The sequence below is a fragment of the Acidisphaera sp. L21 genome (genome assembly GCF_009765685.1).
In the GTDB taxonomy this organism is placed as follows: Bacteria; Pseudomonadota; Alphaproteobacteria; order Acetobacterales; family Acetobacteraceae; genus LMUY01.
In genome coordinates this window covers 94903-110419 of record NZ_LMUY01000007.1, presented here as the reverse complement: position 1 = coordinate 110419, position 15517 = coordinate 94903, and the positions used below count along the sequence as shown (strand labels likewise).

Here is a 15517-nt window from a genome sequence, read left to right as displayed (position 1 = left end):
GTGTCGTCATTTCACGGTCTGCACGACGGTAAAGCCCTCGAATTCCGGGTGGCCCAGATACATCGCGCGGTTATCCCCGGCGTTGCGATGCGAGGCGCGAAATGCCTCCGATTTCGTCCACCCCTCGAATGCCGCGTAATCGGTCCATATGGTGTGGGAGGAATACAGCACGTGGTCCTCCTTCGTCGGCCCACGCAGCAGGTGGAATTCGACGAAACCAGGCACCTCGTTCAGATGACTGTCCCGGTTTGCCCAGACTTGTTCAAACGCGGTCTCCGACCCGGGCGTGACTTTGAAGCGGTTCATTGCGATATACATTTGAGTCTTCCTCTGCCGCGACGTTGCCACATTAACATGTTGTGGAGAGTATTGATGGCTATCGCACGGGAGCTGTTTTTTTGCTCCGGCGCGCGATTTCACGCTAATCGAGACCTGAAGTAATCGAGCACACGCCATGGAAGACGACGACACACCCGCCCCGCGCCCCGACAGCCTGCTGCCCTACGACGTATGGGCGCAGGAGGCGATGCGTGGCGTGGCGATCCGCGCCCTGCAATTCGCCGGCGAGCAGGGGATGCCGGGCCAGCACCATTTCTACGTCAGCTTCCGCACCGACCACGTCGGGGTGACGATTCCGGCCCGTTTGCTGGCCCAGTATCCGGAAGAGATGACGATCGTCCTGCAGCACCAGTTCTGGGATCTGATCGTGAACGAGGCTGCCGGCTTCTTCAGCGTCGGCCTGTCGTTCGGCGGCATCGCCAGCACGCTGGTCATCCCGTTCGCAGCGCTGACCGCCTTCGCCGATCCGCACGCCCAATTCGGCCTGCGCTTCCGCGCCGCCCCCGTGGAGGCCGCCAATAGTGAGGAATTGGAGGAAACCGTCGAGGAAGAGGTCGCCGAAGAGCCCGAGCGCCCGACCGAGGAGCCACAGGTCGTCAGTCTGGACGCATTCCGCAAACGGCGCGACTGACCTCAGCACCCTCCCGCAAGGGAGGGGCCTTTTTTATCCGAGGAAGGGCTCGTAAAAGCGTCATAGCTTTTCGGAGTGCCAGCCATGGACAGCCTTCCGCCCCGGACGCCGGGCTTCACCTACGCGCCGATGTTCCCGGTGGGCGAGCGTGATACGCCGTGGCGCAAGCTGGACATCCAAGGCGTATCCACCGGCCAATGCGACGGCCAGACCGTGCTGCGCATCCAGCCGGAGGCGCTGAGCGAACTGGCCTTCCAAGCCTTCCGCGATACCTCCCACCTGCTGCGCCCCGGCCATCTGGCCCAACTGCGCGCCATCCTGGATGACCCGGAGGCGAGCGCGAACGACCGGTTCGTCGCGTTGGACCTGTTGAAGAACGCGGCCATCGCGGCTGGCGGCGTACTGCCGATGTGCCAGGACACCGGCACCGCCCTGGTATTCGGCAAAAAGGGCCAGCGCGTCTGGGTGCAGGGTGACGAGGAGGAGGCACTCTCCTACGGCGTGCACCGCACCTATACCGAGACCAATCTGCGCTACAGCCAGATGGCCCCGATCAGCATGTTCGAGGAAGTGAACACCGGCAACAACCTACCCGTCCAGTTCGACATCATGGCCCAACCCGGCGAGCACCACGCCGACGAGTTCCACATGCAGTTCGTCGCCAAGGGCGGCGGCAGCGCCAACAAGACGTTCCTGTTCCAGGAAACCCGCGCGATCCTGAGCCCGGCCAAGCTGCTGGCCTACCTCGAGACCAAGGTCCGCACGCTCGGCACCAGCGCCTGCCCGCCCTACCACCTGGCCATCGTCATCGGCGGCACCAGCGCGGAGCTGACGCTGAAGACGGTCAAGCTTGCCTCCACCCGCTGGCTGGACACGCTGCCGACCACCGGCACCATGGCCGGCCACGCCATTCGCGACGTCGAGATGGAGAGGCAGGTGCTGGAGATGACCCGGCGCATCGGCATCGGCGCCCAGTTCGGCGGCAAGTATTTCTGCCACGACGTGCGCGTCATCCGCCTGCCGCGCCATGGCGCCAGCCTGCCGGTGGGCATCGGCGTGTCGTGCAGCGCCGACCGACAGATCATGGCCAAGATCACGCCCGAAGGTGTATTCCTTGAGCAGTTGGAGACCGATCCGGCCCGCTTCCTGCCCGAAACAACGGACGACATCCTGGGCGGCGAGATGGTCAAGCTCGACCTCAATCGCCCGATGATCGAGATCCGCCGGGAATTGTCGCGCCACAAGGTGTCCACCCGCCTGTCACTGACCGGCACGATGGTTGTCGCCCGCGACATCGCCCACGCCAAACTGGCCGAGCGGCTGGCGGCGGGGGAAGAACTGCCCGACTACATCAAGAACCACCCGGTCTATTACGCCGGCCCGGCCAAGACGCCCGAGGGGTTCGCCACCGGCTCGTTCGGTCCGACCACGGCGGGGCGGATGGACAGCTACGTCGAACAATTCCAGTCGGCCGGCGGCAGCCTGATCATGTTGGCCAAGGGCAACCGGTCCCGCGCAGTGCGCGACGCTTGCCGGGCACATGGCGGCTTCTACCTCGGCAGTGTCGGCGGCCCTGCAGCCCGGCTGGCCCAGGACTGCATCCGCAAGGTCGAGGTGCTGGAATATCCGGAACTTGGCATGGAAGCGGTTTGGCGCATCGAGGTCGAGGATTTCCCCGCCTTCATCGTGGTCGACGACAAGGGCAACGATTTCTATGACTCGATGGAACCGGTGATCAAGGAAACGTGATCTAATCGCGCCGCATGTGACATCCAAAATAGCGCATTACGTCTAAAATAAAAGACGACGCCTACTATTTGTTAGCTTGCTCGGTGCAGGCTGGGCCGGTCACCAGGCGGCAAAACGCCCCCGAACGCACTGTCATGCGAGGGGAAATCTTATGCCTACCGATATCGCGGCGGCGTCCAGCTATAGCGCATTGCCAGCCTCGCCAATCAAGGCCGCGGCCTCATTGGGCATTATTCCCGCATCCCAGGGTAGCATTGCGGCCGCCGTGGCGGCCGCACCGCATCCCAGCCCTGTATCGCTGCTAGACCCCAAGAGCGGGATCGTCGTGTTGGAGTTCTACAACGCGAAGGGTGATGAAACGCAGTCTCTGCCCACCAAGCGGCAGCTCAAGAGCTATGAACTGAACGAGCCGTCGAACGGCATCTACCAACCCGCGATCCACGACGTCGCCACGCCGTTACTTTCGATCACGGGCGCTGCGACCGGCAGCGTCACGGGCGCACCTGCCAGCGCCGGCACGACACCCGCGAGCCCCGCACCAGTGCCGGTCGCCCCAGCGCCGGTCGCCCCAGTGCCGGTTGCCCCAGTGCCGGCCGCAGTGCCCGCCCTCTCGGCTTCCGGCAACGTCGCCGCGACAGCAGGGGCGTTTTCGACCGAAGCCTAGCTAGTGGCGTAGCTTGGCGATCAGCCAGGTGATCGCGTCGAACTGCAGTTTGCCGATTTGGTCGTTGTTCAGGCCCTGGTAGCCATGATCGCCATCATACGGCGTCAACTGCGCGCTCACGCCGTGCGCCTGCAGCGCGGTCATCAACTGTTGAGAATGGTCGAACGGCACGACGCGGTCGCTCTGCCCATGGATGATGTAGATGGGCGCGGTCTGCCGGGTGATGGCCGGGATCGGGGACACGCTTTGTAACTGGTCCGGCGTCGGCGTCGTGGTGCCGAACATCGCCTCGATCGACCCGAGGCCGTACTGGCCCATCCCCGGCAGATCCATCGGGCCGAACTGATCCACCACCGCCTTCACATTGGGCCGTTCGCGCGAGTACAGCCCGGCCTCATCGCCGGGCACGGTCTTGGACAGCGTGCCCAGAAACACCGCCAATTGCGCGCCGGAGGAATCGCCGACCGCGCCGATGCGCGCTGTATCGATGGCGTAGTCGGCGGCATGGGCGCGCAGGAAGCGGACGGCGAGTTGCGCATCCACCAACTGGGCCGGCCACCGCGTGTCAGGCATGGTCTTGTCGGCAAGGCGGTAGTCGATGTTCAGCACCACGATCCCGTTGGCGGCCAATGTGTTGGCGAAATAATCCGCCCAGTGCCGGCTACCGCTCACCCAGCCGCCGCCGTGAATGACCACCACCGCAGGCCGTTTGCCGAGGCCGGTCGTGGGCAGGTACAGGTCCGACTGTTCGGCTGGCAGTGGGCCGTAGGCGAGGTCGGGTTGGTTGACGACGGGGTAGGGCTGGGCGGCCGCGGGCAGGGCGGCGAGCATGGCAGCCACCAGGATCAATTGCCGCGGCTGCCGGAGGGCTATATATGCGCGGCGGGTAAAGCCTCTCACATCGGACCCTATCATGCGATTCACTGTCGACCGTCTCGACCACATCGTGGTGAATTGCAAGGACGTGGAGATCACCGCGTCCTGGTACCAGCGCGTCCTGGGAATGGAGCGCGAGGAGTTCGGCGAGGATAATCGCACCGCGCTGAAGTTCGGCGGCCAGAAGCTGAACCTGCGTCCCACCGATGCCGACACCCGATCCTGGGCGACCGGCGTCAACGACAAGGCCGGCGCGATCGACGCCTGCTTTATCACCGCCGTCGGGCCGGAGGACGTGGTCGATCACCTGCAGCAATGCGGCGTCGCCATCGAGGCCGGCCCCGTCCCCAAAACGGGCGCGCTTGGGCCGATGCAGTCGGTCTATTGTCGCGACCCCGACGGCAATCTGATCGAGATCAGCTCCTATCTCTCCCTCTGATCCGTCCTCCGATCCCTATGCGTTCGACCTTCCCCCCGGGCTGATCGCGCAGGAGCCGGCCCGCCCGCGGGAGGCAGCGCGGCTATTACACGTGGGGGTCGGGCTGGCGGATTATCGCGTGGCGGATCTGCCCGGTCTGCTGTCGCCGGGGGACCTGCTGGTCGCCAACGACACGCGCGTGATCCCAGCCCAACTGGCAGCCCATCGCGGCGCCGCTCGCATCGGCCTCACCTTGGACCGCCCCCTGGCGGACGGCACCTGGCACGCTTTGGCCCGCAACGCCCGCCGCCTCGCGCCCGGTGACGTGCTCTCCCTCGACGGCACCGAAATGCGCGCCCTGGTCGTCGCCCGGGACGAGGGCGACGTGACCATCCGCTTCGACCTGGAGGGCGAGCCCTTCGCCGACGCCCTGCGTCGTGCCGGTGCCTTGGCTCTGCCGCCCTACATCGCCCGCCCATCCGGCCCGACCGCGGCCGACGCGCAGGACTACCAGACCGTCTTCGCCCGGGCCGAGGGCGCGGTCGCCGCCCCCACTGGCGGCCTGCACTTCACCCCCGCCCTGCTGGACGCCGTCGCCGCCCGTGGCATCAGCCGCACCACGATCACGTTGCATGTGGGCGCAGGCACCTTCCTGCCCATGCGCGGCGACCCGGACCAGCACCACATGCACCCCGAGCGCGGCGAGGTCACCGAACAGGCCGCCGCCGAAATCCGCGCCGCCTCCCGCGTGATCGCCGTCGGCACCACCACGCTCCGCCTGCTGGAATCCGCGGTGACGGAGGACGGCATGCAGCCCTTCGCCGGCGAAACCTCCATCTTCATCCGCCCCGGCTTCCGTTTCCGCGCCGTGCACCGCCTGATGACGAACTTCCACCTGCCGCGCTCCACCCTGTTCATGCTGGTCTGCGCCTTCGCCGGCACCGGGCGGATGCGCGCCGCCTATGCCCACGCCATCGCCACCGGCTATCGCTTCTACTCCTATGGCGATTCCAGCCTGCTGGACCCGGCGCCATGAGCCTGTCCTGGACCGCGCACGCCACCAACGGCGCCGCCCGGGCCGGCATGCTGCACACCGCGCATGGCGACGTCCCAACCCCCGTCTTCATGCCCGTCGGCACCCTCGGCACGGTGAAGGCCATGACCGCCGACGCCGTGCGCACCACCGGCGCCACGCTCGTCCTCGGCAACACCTACCACCTGATGCTGCGACCCGGCGCCGCGCGGGTTGCCGCGCTCGGCGGCCTGCACCGCTTCATGGACTGGCCCGGCCCGATCCTCACCGATTCCGGCGGCTTCCAGGTCATGTCCCTGTCCGCCCTGCGCAAGATGGACGAGGACGGCGTCACCTTCCGCTCCCACCTCGACGGCTCGGCCCATCGCCTGACGCCCGAGAACTCCACCGAAATTCAGCACCAACTGGACGCCACCATCACCATGGCGTTCGACGAATGCACCCCTTTCCCAGCCACCGAGGCGCAGACCCAGACCTCGATGGAACTGTCGATGCGCTGGGCCGTCCGCTCCCGCACCGCCTTTCGCCCCCGCACCGGCTACGGCCAATTCGGCATCGTCCAGGGCGGTGTGTTCCCGCATTTGCGCACCCGATCCGTCGAGGCGCTGACCCCGCTGGATTTCGAGGGCTATGCGATCGGCGGACTGGCGGTGGGCGAGGGGCAGGCGGCGATGTTCACCGTGCTGGACGCCACCGCCCCTCAATTACCCGCCGACAAGCCGCGCTACCTGATGGGCGTCGGCACGCCGGACGATCTACTGGGCGCAGTCATGCGCGGCGTGGACATGTTCGATTGCGTGATGCCAACCCGCGCCGGCCGCACCGGTCGCGCCTATACCAGCGTCGGCATCCTGAACATGCGCAACGCCCGCCACATCGACGACGCCGGGCCGATCGACCCGGCCTGCGCCTGCCTCGCCTGCACCAGGCACAGCCGCGCCTATCTGCACCACCTGTTCCGCGCCAAGGAAATGCTGGGCCCAATGCTGCTGACCACGCATAACCTCACCTACTACGCCACCCTGATGGCAGGGATGCGCGACGCCATCATCGGCAATCGCCTAGCCGAGCACGCCGCGATCGTGCGTGCGGGCTGGAATGCCACGCCCGACAGCCCTAGCTAAGACGCTATGAGCGAACTCGACGATCTGCCCAAGACTGGCGCGCCCTACGAAGGGCTGACGCAACTCGGCCACCCCACCATCGCCCCCGCCTCGCCCGACCAGGCAGTCCTGGAGCGCGTGCCCAGCCCGCACCAGGGCAAGGACTACGTCGTGCGGTTCGTGGCGCCGGAATTCACCTCGCTCTGCCCGCTGACGGGACAGCCGGATTTCGCCCACATCGTCATCGACTACATCCCCAGCGAATTTCTGGTCGAAAGCAAGTCGCTCAAACTCTTCCTCGGCAGCTTTCGCAACCACGGCGCCTTCCACGAGGCATGCACGATGACCATCGCGGACCGGCTCGTGCGCCTCCTATCGCCCCGTTGGCTGCGAATCGGCGCCTATTGGTATCCACGCGGCGGCATCCCGATCGACGTGTTCTGGCAAACCGCCGCGCCTCCCGCCGGCGCCTGGGTGCCGGACCAAGGCGTCCCGCCCTATCGCGGCCGCGGCTAAATGAAGCGGGCGCATGGAGGATCCTAAGCAGGACATCCGCGCCAAGGCCCTCGCACTCGGCTTCGACGCCGTTGGGTTCGCCCAGGCCTCGCTCGGGCCGGAGGCACGGGACCGATTGGGCGCCTTCATCGCCGCCGGCCAGCACGGCGACATGGGCTGGATGGCGGAACGCACGGAGCAGCGCAGCCACCCGCAAGCCTTGTGGGCCGAAGCCCGCAGCGTCATCGCCTTAGGATTGAGCTACGCGCCCGCCGGAGACGCGCTGGCCACCACGCGCCTGGCCGACCGCGGCAACATCTCCGTCTACGCCCGGCATCGCGATTATCATGACGTGGTAAAAGGCCTGCTGAAGCACCTGGCGCAGTTCGTTGCCGCCCGCTTTGGCCCGGCGGTAAAGGTGTTCGTCGACACCGCCCCCGTGATGGAAAAGCCGCTCGCCGCCGCCGCCGGGTTGGGCTGGCAGGGCAAGCACACCAATCTCGTCTCCCGCGCCGACGGCTCGTGGCTGTTCCTGGGGGAGATCTACACCACGCTGGAACTGGCGCCGGATGCACCGCACGCCGATCGTTGCGGCACGTGCACGCGTTGCCAAACCGCTTGCCCAACCGATGCGTTTCCCGCCCCGTATCGTTTGGATGCGACCCGTTGCATCTCGTACCTCACGATCGAGCATCGCGGCCCCATCCCGCTGGCGCTGCGCCCCCTGATGGGCAACCGCATCTACGGCTGCGACGACTGCCTGGCGGTCTGCCCGTGGAACCGCTTCGCCCAAGCCTCCCGCCACGCCAAGCTGCAGCCCCGGCCGGACTTGGAAGCCCCCTCGCTCGACCGCCTGGCCGCGCTGGACGATGCCGGGTTCCGCGCATTGTTCAGCGGGTCGCCGATCAAACGCATCGGCCGCGACCGCTTCGCCCGCAACGTCGCCATCGCCATCGGCAATTCCGCCGACGCTGCCTTGCGCCCTGCCGCCGCTACCTTGGCCGCCGATCCCGACCCGATCGTGGCAGAGTCCGGCGCCTGGGCAGCGGCGCGCCTGGCATGACGCTGGAAAAACGCAGCGTCAGCCTGGCCGGCCACCGCACCTCCGTTGCGTTGGAGCCGGAATTCTGGGCCGCCCTGGTCAATGCAGCCGAGCAGCGGGGACAATCGCTTGCCGGATTGGTGACCGAAATCGACGCCGCACGTGACCCGGCGCGGCCCCTTTCGAGCGCATTAAGAGTGTTCGCGCTTTTGTGGTCTACTTAACCTTTTAGAAAACTTGTTTCGGCATCGTCGCCTCATCGGCCACAAATGGCCGCGCAGGAGCAAAAGCAATGCCGAATCTTCAGACTGCAAAGCCGACCCCTCCCGTCAGCCCGCTGATCCTTGCCGACCGCCTCATCTCGCTTGCCCAGGATGCCGACCGCGCCGGCTATGCCGAGTCCGCATCCCGTCTTCTGGGCCTCGCCTACGCCGTGTTCGACGAGCAGCCGCGCCGGAACTAAACCCGCCTAACGATCGGCCAACCAACGGGCCAGGTCCGCAAGCTCGGGCGAACGACTGGGCGACGCCACCGGGCCAATGATGCGGAGACCGATCGAGGGTGCCTTCTCCAGCGCGGGCCGTATGGCCAAATGGGCGTCGATCGCTTCCCCCGGCAAATCTACCGTGCCCGTGGCGGCGATCGCACCTGCCGGCGTCGCGACGTCACCGCGGCTGATCGACATGGTCCCCTGCGTCATCATCCCATCCATCGTCAACAGGGTGAACGGCGTGCCGCCATCGCGCAGTGCATCCGCCACCCCGGCCTGAATCGCGCCCGCATCCGGCGCCGGCCCAGCGGTCGTGGCCGTGTTCAGCACAGCCAGCACGCGCCCCGCATCCAGCCCCGCCAGCGTGCCATCCCGCACCGTCAGCCGAACGCCACCCTTCAGCGTCGCCAGCAGCCCCGCCGGGCTGTAGCCCGTGCCGGTGAGGTCGACCGTGCCGTCCAGCCGCCCCGCAACCAGATCCACTGGCGCGCCCGTCAGCGGGCCGTCCACCACGATATCGGCCAGTCTGGCCGTCGCCGCGAGTGTCGGCGGTGTGCTGGCGTCCAGGCTGGCATGCCCGCTCAGCGTGCCTCCCGCGAGCTTGGCCGACACCCCGTCCAGCCGCAGCACGCCGTTCGTAATGGCGATGGTCGCGGTAGCCTGGTCTGCCACCGGCATCTGGCCCGACAGGACATGCGCCGCCCGCACCGTCATCGCCGCGTCGGCTGCATGCAGCAGGTCCAGCGACCAGGGCGCCGTCGATTGCGGGTTTATCGCAGGCAGCGGCAGCGTGTCCGCATCCAGCTTCGCCGTGACATTCCGGCGCGCCGTCCCCAGTCCGGCAACGGCCGCGTCGCCCGTCATGCGCAGCGAGCCCGCCGACATCTCCATCGCCGACAACGCCACATGATCGGGTGCCGCATCCAGCCCCGCCTGCACCGACAGCGAGCCATTGCCCAGCCAGCCCATCGTATCGCTCAGCCCCAAGGCCCCGAGCAGCCGCGGCGCGCCGGGGTGGTGCAGCGCCACCGGCCCCTTCCAGTGTCGTGCCGCCAGATCCAACGTGCCGTTCACCTGCAGTCGCGTGTCGGACAAATCGGCAGCGGCCATGATGCTCAGCGCAGCCGGCGTGCCGTTGACCATCGCCCCGAGCGTCGCCGGGCCGGTGAATAGGGTGCGGGCGAATTCCAGGCTGGGCGGGATGTCCTCTGCCAGCGCCTCTGCATGGCCTAGCGAGACATCCAGCCGTCCGTCGCCGATCTTTCCCGCGGCCGACACATTGCCCGACAGACCGAGCGACAGATCGGTCGCCGTGAGCGCAAAATGGTGTAGGTCGAGCATGCCGTTGCCGCATTTCGCCTCGACCGTCAGCTTGCCCAGAACCGTGCCGTGGAAAACCGGGGCGGTGGCGGCTAGGGTGATGTCGGCATCGAACCCGGCGAAGCGCTGCGGCAGGGCGGCCAAGCGGGTTGCAGCATCCGTCCAGCCAACCGGTAGCGACGGCACCCATCGATCCAGCACCGGCCCGGTCAGCTGCAGATTGGCGGCTATCACCGGGCGTGCGCCGCCACCGATCGCGAGGCTGCCGGAGAGCGGAGCGCCGTTGAGGTCGCCCACCAAATTGCCAAACGCCACTTCATTGGCGTTCGCCGCCACGGCGGCGTTGAGCGTGACCGATTGCACCGCATCCGGCGGCAGCGCGTCGACCAGGGCCGGGGCGCGTGGGCGCAACCAGGCCAGCGTCTGCGCCATGTTGGGCGCGACCAGGCGTGCGTCGCCGGCAAAGCGCCCCGCAGCCAATTGTCCGGTCAGGTGGAAGGTGGCGTTGCCGGGCAACACGGCCTCTGCCTCGCGTAGCGTCACGCCGTTGGTCCCGACCTCGAAGCCCGTGCGGAAATGGCGCAGCACGCCGCCCGCCAATTGCGCCGCGTCGGCGGATAGTTCGATGCCGGTCGGCAGGGTCGGTTGATGTCCCTGCAGCAGGGGCGCCAACCAGGCATCGAGGTCCAACTGGCTGGTCGCCAACGCCGCATCGACGTGCAATTGCGGTAACAGGCGCACGGCCACTGCGCCACGCGCCGGTGCGCCGCCGATATCCAGTTCCAGATCGTCAGCGATCACCAGCCCGCTGCTGGCCTTCACCTGGCCATCGGCCCGCCATGGCCGATTGGGGGCAGGCAGCAACAGCGAAAGATCCGGGCCGCGGCCGGACAGGCGGCCCGCCAGGCTGCCATCCGCCGCAATCTGCCCCGACAGCGTGCCGCCCGTGCCAACCGCCGTCCCTTTGCCGTCCAGGCTGACCTCCAGCGTGGCCGAGCCATCGCGCCCGCGCCGGCCCAATCGTCCGGTCATCTGCCAGCTTCGCCCCATGACGGAGGCGAGCCCCGCGGCAGACAGCGTGCCGGTGGCCGGGTCGACCCGCAATTCGCCGCTGATATCGGCCATCATCAGGCCGCCGACCGCCAGCGTGCCGTCCTCAACCCGCGCATGCAGCCCAGGCGGCGGCGCGCTGGCGTCGGTGACGAGCGTGGTCAGCGGCCAGGGCAGCCGCATGTGCGGCCCGCGCAGCACCAGATCCTCCGGCTCGATCCGGCCGGACAGCAGAGCGCTCAGGGCGACGCGCAGCCGCAATTGCGCGGCGGTGGCGCTGGCGCCGTCCCCGGTATCGGCCAGTGTGACGTCGCCGGCCACCAGCGTGGCCTGTGGCAGCAGCGACAGCCGGATCGGCCCGGCGATGCGCACCGGGCGGCCCAGTGCGGCGGACGCCACCGCCTCCACCGTCGTACGATACTGGCCCCAGTCCAGGAACCGCGGTCCGAACCAGGCCGCAATGATCGCGAGCCCAGCCACCACCACCACGATCGCGGCGACCGCCCGCAGCCGTTGCAGCTTGTTGGGGGGCGGGCCGGCGAACGACGACTTCCTGCGCGAGCCGGCCGAGCGGCGGTGGCGGCCCACTCCGCTCATTCGGCCGTGGGTGTTCCCCAGCCGCCGCCGCCGGGCGTCTCGATGACGAAGATGTCGCCGGCCTGCATGTCGGTGCTGTCGGTTCCGGTCAGGATCGTGCGGGTGCCGTCTGCCCGGTCGACCCACTGCTTCCCCGCCAGGCCAGGCGCGCCGCCCGCCATGCCAAACGGCCCTTCGCTGCGGCGGGAGGCGACGATCACCGCCTGCATCGGCTCCAGGAAGCGGATGCGGCGCACCGATCCGTCGCCGCCCATCGTGGCGCCTGCACCGCCAGACCGGCGGCGGATGCTGAACTCTTCCAGGCGAACGGGGTAACGCAGTTCCAGAACCTCCGGGTCGGTCATACGCGTGTTGGTCATGTGCGTCTGGATGGCGGAGGCACCGGCAAAACCCGGCCCGGCGCCACCGCCGCCGCAGATGGTCTCGTAGTATTGATAGGTCGCGTTACCGAACAGGAAATTGTTCATCGTCGCCTGGCTGCACGCCATTGCCCCCAACGCGCCCAGCAGCGTGTTGCAGACGGCTTGGCTCACCTCCGTATTGCCGGCCACCACGGCCGCGCCGGGTTCCGGCGACAGAAACGTGCCCGGCGGAATGACGATCTTCAGCGGCACCAGGCAGCCATCGTTCAGCGGGATATCGGCGCCGACGAGGCATCGGAACGCATACAGCACGCTGGCGCGGGTGACGGCGGGGGGCGCGTTGAAATTGTCGCCCCGCTGCTTGCCCGTGCCGGTGAAATCCACCGTGGCGCTCCGGCTGCCGGCATCCACCGTCACTGACACGCGCAAAGGCGAGCCGTCATCCATCGTGTAGGCGAACGACCCGCTGGGCAGCCTGGCCAGCACGCGGCGGACACTTTCCTCCGCGTTGTCCATCACATGGCGCATGTAGGCTGCCACCGTGTCCCAGCCGTAGCGGTCGACCACCCGGGTCAGTTCCTGCACGCCGCGCTCGTTGGCGGCGATCTGCGCCTTGATGTCGGCCACGTTCACGTCGGGCGAGCGCGCCGGGTAGCGTGCGCCGCCCAACACGGCGCGGAACTCCGCCTCCCGAAACCGCCCAGCCTCCACCAGCAGGAAATCGTCGATCACGACGCCCTCTTCCTCCAGCGTGTGGGAGGCCGGGGGTGTCGAGCCCGGCGTGATGCCACCGATATCGGCGTGATGCCCGCGGGAGCCGACGAAGAATCGGATCGACGTGCCGGTCGCGTCGAAGACCGGGGTGATGACGGTGACGTCCGGCAAGTGGGTGCCCCCGTTGTACGGGTTGTTCAGCGCCACCACGTCGCCGGGCCGCAACGTGCTGCCGCGGTGGTGCAAGACGGTTCGCACGCTCTCCCCCATCGCGCCCAGATGCACCGGCACATGCGGCGCGTTGGCAACCAACCGGCCATCGGCGTCGAAGATGGCGCAGGAAAAATCCCACCGCTCCTTGATGTTCACCGACAGCGATGTGTTGGCCAGCACCACACCAGTCTGCTCGGCAACGTTGGTGAACAGGTTGTTGAACAGCTCCAGCAGCACCGGGTCGGGGCGGCCGGTGGCGTTGGCATCTTCCCGTCCGCGCGGCGTGGTCCGGTGCAGCAGCAGATGGTTCTGCGTGGTCAACTCCGCGGTCCAGCCGGGTTCGACCATGGTGGTGGCATTCGCCTCCCGGATCAGGGCCGGCCCGGCGATGCGGTCGCCAGCCAACAGGGCGGTGCGTTCGAACACCGGCGTCGCGTGTTCGGCGCCCCCGGTCCAGACGGCGACGCTGTCCACCGCGCTGGGCGCGCCGGAACTGCGCGGGGGCAGGGCGGGTTCGCTGACCCGCTCACCGGGGGCGATGGCTTCGACCGCGACGGCCTCCACGACCAATGGGCGTTCGGGCGTGGCGAAGCCGAAGCGGGTGCGGTGCGCATTGGTGAAGGCCTCGCGCATGTCCGGGCCCAGTGGCACCTCCAGCGCGGCCTGGGTGCCGGCGTAGCGGATATGCGCCCGGCGTTCGACGCGCACTCCCGCCGGGTCGGCGCCCTGTTCGGCCAAGGCCGCCGTCGCATCAGTCGCCAGTTGGTCGGCCAGCGCGTTCAGTGGGGCGATGTCGCCCAACTCGGATTCCACCGCCTGCTCGCGCAGCACCGCCTGGTCGGCCAATCCCATCCCGTAGGCGGACAGCACACCCGCGAACGGGTGGATGAACACCGTGTCCATGCCCAGTTCGTCCGCCACCAAGCAGGCGTGCTGCCCGCCGGCGCCGCCGAAGCATTGCAGCGCGAACCGGGCCGCGTCGTGGCCCTTCTCCAGCGACACCTGCTTGATCGCGTTCGCCATGTTGGCGACGGCGATGCGCAGGAATCCCTCGGCCACGACGCGGGCATCCTGGCCCGGCACCAGCGTCGCGAATTTGGCCCGCACTGCCGCCGCATCCAGCGCCTCGTTCGCGGCCGGGCCGAAGATGGCGGGGAAATGCGCCGGCTGGATCTTGCCGACCATCACGTTCGCATCCGTCACCGTCAGCGGCCCGCCGCGGCGGTAGCTGGTGGGCCCCGGATTGGCCCCGGCACTGTCCGGCCCGACGCGATAGCGCGCGCCGTCGAAATGCAGGATCGACCCGCCACCGGCCGCCACGGTGTTGATCGCCATCATCGGCGCGCGAATCCGCACCCCGGCGACCGCTGTTTCGAACGCTCGCTCGAACCCGCCATCATACAGGGCGACGTCGGTGGAGGTGCCGCCCATGTCGAAGCCGATGATGCGGTCGATCCCGGCTGCCTCCGCCGTGCGCGCGGCGCCAACGATGCCGCCGGCCGGCCCGGACAGGATCGCGTCCTTGCCACCGAACGCGGAGGCATCGGCCAGGCCGCCGCTGGACTGCATGAAATACAGCTTCACGCCGGGCAACTCGCCCGCCACCTGGTCGACGTAGCGGCGCAGGATGGGAGACAGGTAAGCGTCCACGACCGTCGTGTCGCCGCGCGGGATCAGCCGCAGCAGCGGGCTGGTGGCGTGGCTGGCGGAGATTTGGGTGAACCCGGCCTCCTTTGCCAATTCAGCCAGGCGCTGCTCGTGCGCCGGGTATTTCCAGGCATGCATCAGCACGATCGCGCAGGCGCGGATGCCCTCGGCCATGGCAGCCCCGAAGGCCGAGCGAGCGGCAATTTCGTCCAGCGGCTCGATTTCTGCGCCATGGACGTCGTAGCGGCCGCCGACCTCCACCACCTGCTCGTGCAGCAGGCTGGGCAGGCGTACCTCCAGATCGAACAGGCGCGGCCGGGCCTGGTTGCCGATGCGCAACGCGTCGGCGAAGCCGCGTCCAACCACCAGCAGCGTCCGCTCCCCCCGGCGTTCCAGCAGCGCGTTGGTGGCGACGGTCGTGCCCATCTTCACCGCATCGATGGTGCCCGGCGGAATGGCGGCGCCAGCCCCCAGGCCCAACACGCCGCGAATGCCGGCGACCGCGGCGTCGCGATATAGCTCGGGGTTTTCGCTCAGGAGTTTGTGGGCGGACAGGCGACCGCCTGGATCCCGCGCGACGATATCGGTGAAGGTGCCGCCGCGATCGATCCAGAATTGCCAGCCCGACATATATGCTCCTCCGTGCCACTCGCACATGACGGCAGCGACCGAATCGGCGCAAGAGTCTGGATCGGCGCAAGAGTCCGGCCGATGCTTTGGGCGATGCTTTGATCGTTCCTGGCGCTGTGAAGCGGCCGGGGCTGTGTTAGAAGC

At 68.1% G+C, this 15517-nt stretch carries 14 protein-coding genes; 10 read left to right on the top strand and 4 right to left on the bottom strand.

All coding sequences use genetic code 11. The features are described 5' to 3' along the window. Positions 1–6: 6 nt before the first annotated feature. Entirely contained in the window at positions 7–318 is a 312-nt protein-coding gene (locus GSQ76_RS01335; RefSeq protein ID WP_158742108.1) for an antibiotic biosynthesis monooxygenase, read from the bottom strand. Positions 319–454: 136 nt separating this feature from the next. On the opposite strand from GSQ76_RS01335, the gene GSQ76_RS01330 reads away from it, so the two are divergent. From GSQ76_RS01330 to GSQ76_RS01320, 3 genes are all read left to right on the top strand, one after another. Continuing rightward, positions 455–970 (top strand): SspB family protein, encoded by a 516-nt coding sequence (locus GSQ76_RS01330; protein WP_158742107.1) that lies wholly within the window; start codon positions 455–457, stop codon positions 968–970. Between the two features lie 84 nt (positions 971–1054). Further along, positions 1055–2719 (top strand): fumarate hydratase, encoded by a 1665-nt coding sequence (locus GSQ76_RS01325; RefSeq protein ID WP_158742106.1) that lies wholly within the window; start codon positions 1055–1057, stop codon positions 2717–2719. A gap of 151 nt (positions 2720–2870) precedes the next feature. Then, positions 2871–3383, top strand: a complete 513-nt coding sequence (locus tag GSQ76_RS01320) for a hypothetical protein (protein WP_158742105.1) — start codon at positions 2871–2873, stop codon at positions 3381–3383. Here the strand turns inward: GSQ76_RS01320 and GSQ76_RS01315 are convergent, their stop codons facing one another. Next, the gene (locus GSQ76_RS01315) at positions 3384–4223 is read right to left on the bottom strand and encodes an alpha/beta hydrolase (protein ID WP_254070181.1); all 840 of its coding nucleotides are present in this window, start codon (positions 4221–4223) and stop codon (positions 3384–3386) included. 73 nt (positions 4224–4296) lie between these two features. Between GSQ76_RS01315 and GSQ76_RS01310 the strand changes: the two genes are divergently transcribed. The 7 genes from GSQ76_RS01310 (at position 4297) to GSQ76_RS01280 (ending at position 8813) form a co-directional block, all read left to right on the top strand. Beyond that, on the top strand, positions 4297–4698 hold the full coding sequence (locus GSQ76_RS01310; RefSeq protein WP_158742103.1) for a VOC family protein: 402 nt from the start codon (positions 4297–4299) through the stop codon (positions 4696–4698). Next, positions 4685–5713 carry a tRNA preQ1(34) S-adenosylmethionine ribosyltransferase-isomerase QueA gene (queA, locus tag GSQ76_RS01305; protein WP_158742146.1) on the top strand — a complete coding sequence of 343 codons (1029 nt, stop codon included), beginning with the start codon at positions 4685–4687 and terminating at the stop codon, positions 5711–5713. The genes GSQ76_RS01310 and queA overlap by 14 nt, the downstream gene beginning before the upstream one ends. Further along, positions 5710–6834, top strand: coding sequence for a tRNA guanosine(34) transglycosylase Tgt (gene tgt / locus GSQ76_RS01300; protein WP_158742102.1), 1125 nt, complete (start codon positions 5710–5712; stop codon positions 6832–6834). Before queA ends, tgt begins: the two co-directional genes overlap by 4 nt. Before the next feature lie 6 nt (positions 6835–6840). Beyond that, the gene (queF, locus tag GSQ76_RS01295) at positions 6841–7329 is read left to right on the top strand and encodes a preQ(1) synthase (protein ID WP_158742101.1); all 489 of its coding nucleotides are present in this window, start codon (positions 6841–6843) and stop codon (positions 7327–7329) included. Between the two features lie 13 nt (positions 7330–7342). Further along, on the top strand, positions 7343–8371 hold the full coding sequence (gene queG, locus GSQ76_RS01290; protein ID WP_158742100.1) for a tRNA epoxyqueuosine(34) reductase QueG: 1029 nt from the start codon (positions 7343–7345) through the stop codon (positions 8369–8371). Then, on the top strand, positions 8368–8574 hold the full coding sequence (locus tag GSQ76_RS01285; RefSeq protein ID WP_158742099.1) for a ribbon-helix-helix domain-containing protein: 207 nt from the start codon (positions 8368–8370) through the stop codon (positions 8572–8574). Before queG ends, GSQ76_RS01285 begins: the two co-directional genes overlap by 4 nt. Before the next feature lie 68 nt (positions 8575–8642). Continuing rightward, the gene (locus GSQ76_RS01280) at positions 8643–8813 is read left to right on the top strand and encodes a hypothetical protein (RefSeq protein WP_158742098.1); all 171 of its coding nucleotides are present in this window, start codon (positions 8643–8645) and stop codon (positions 8811–8813) included. A gap of 6 nt (positions 8814–8819) precedes the next feature. Here GSQ76_RS01280 and GSQ76_RS01275 read toward each other — a convergent pair whose 3' ends face one another. Then, positions 8820–11807, bottom strand: a complete 2988-nt coding sequence (locus tag GSQ76_RS01275; protein ID WP_158742097.1) for an AsmA family protein — start codon at positions 11805–11807, stop codon at positions 8820–8822. Then, positions 11804–15373 carry a hydantoinase B/oxoprolinase family protein gene (locus tag GSQ76_RS01270; RefSeq protein WP_158742096.1) on the bottom strand — a complete coding sequence of 1190 codons (3570 nt, stop codon included), beginning with the start codon at positions 15371–15373 and terminating at the stop codon, positions 11804–11806. The genes GSQ76_RS01275 and GSQ76_RS01270 overlap by 4 nt, the downstream gene beginning before the upstream one ends. Positions 15374–15517: the final 144 nt, after the last annotated feature.

Excerpts from the sequence above, each read along its gene's own strand:
- GSQ76_RS01335 (WP_158742108.1), bottom strand. The coding sequence starts at position 318 with ATGTATATCGCAATGAACCGCTTCAAAGTCACGCCCGGGTCGGAGACC.
- GSQ76_RS01330 (WP_158742107.1), top strand. The coding sequence starts at position 455 with ATGGAAGACGACGACACACCCGCCCCGCGCCCCGACAGCCTGCTGCCC.
- GSQ76_RS01325 (WP_158742106.1), top strand. The coding sequence starts at position 1,055 with ATGGACAGCCTTCCGCCCCGGACGCCGGGCTTCACCTACGCGCCGATG.
- GSQ76_RS01320 (WP_158742105.1), top strand. The coding sequence starts at position 2,871 with ATGCCTACCGATATCGCGGCGGCGTCCAGCTATAGCGCATTGCCAGCC.
- GSQ76_RS01310 (WP_158742103.1), top strand. The coding sequence starts at position 4,297 with ATGCGATTCACTGTCGACCGTCTCGACCACATCGTGGTGAATTGCAAG.
- tgt (WP_158742102.1), top strand. The coding sequence starts at position 5,710 with ATGAGCCTGTCCTGGACCGCGCACGCCACCAACGGCGCCGCCCGGGCC.
- queF (WP_158742101.1), top strand. The coding sequence starts at position 6,841 with ATGAGCGAACTCGACGATCTGCCCAAGACTGGCGCGCCCTACGAAGGG.
- queG (WP_158742100.1), top strand. The coding sequence starts at position 7,343 with ATGGAGGATCCTAAGCAGGACATCCGCGCCAAGGCCCTCGCACTCGGC.
- GSQ76_RS01285 (WP_158742099.1), top strand. The coding sequence starts at position 8,368 with ATGACGCTGGAAAAACGCAGCGTCAGCCTGGCCGGCCACCGCACCTCC.
- GSQ76_RS01280 (WP_158742098.1), top strand. The coding sequence starts at position 8,643 with ATGCCGAATCTTCAGACTGCAAAGCCGACCCCTCCCGTCAGCCCGCTG.
- GSQ76_RS01275 (WP_158742097.1), bottom strand. The coding sequence starts at position 11,807 with ATGAGCGGAGTGGGCCGCCACCGCCGCTCGGCCGGCTCGCGCAGGAAG.
- GSQ76_RS01270 (WP_158742096.1), bottom strand. The coding sequence starts at position 15,373 with ATGTCGGGCTGGCAATTCTGGATCGATCGCGGCGGCACCTTCACCGAT.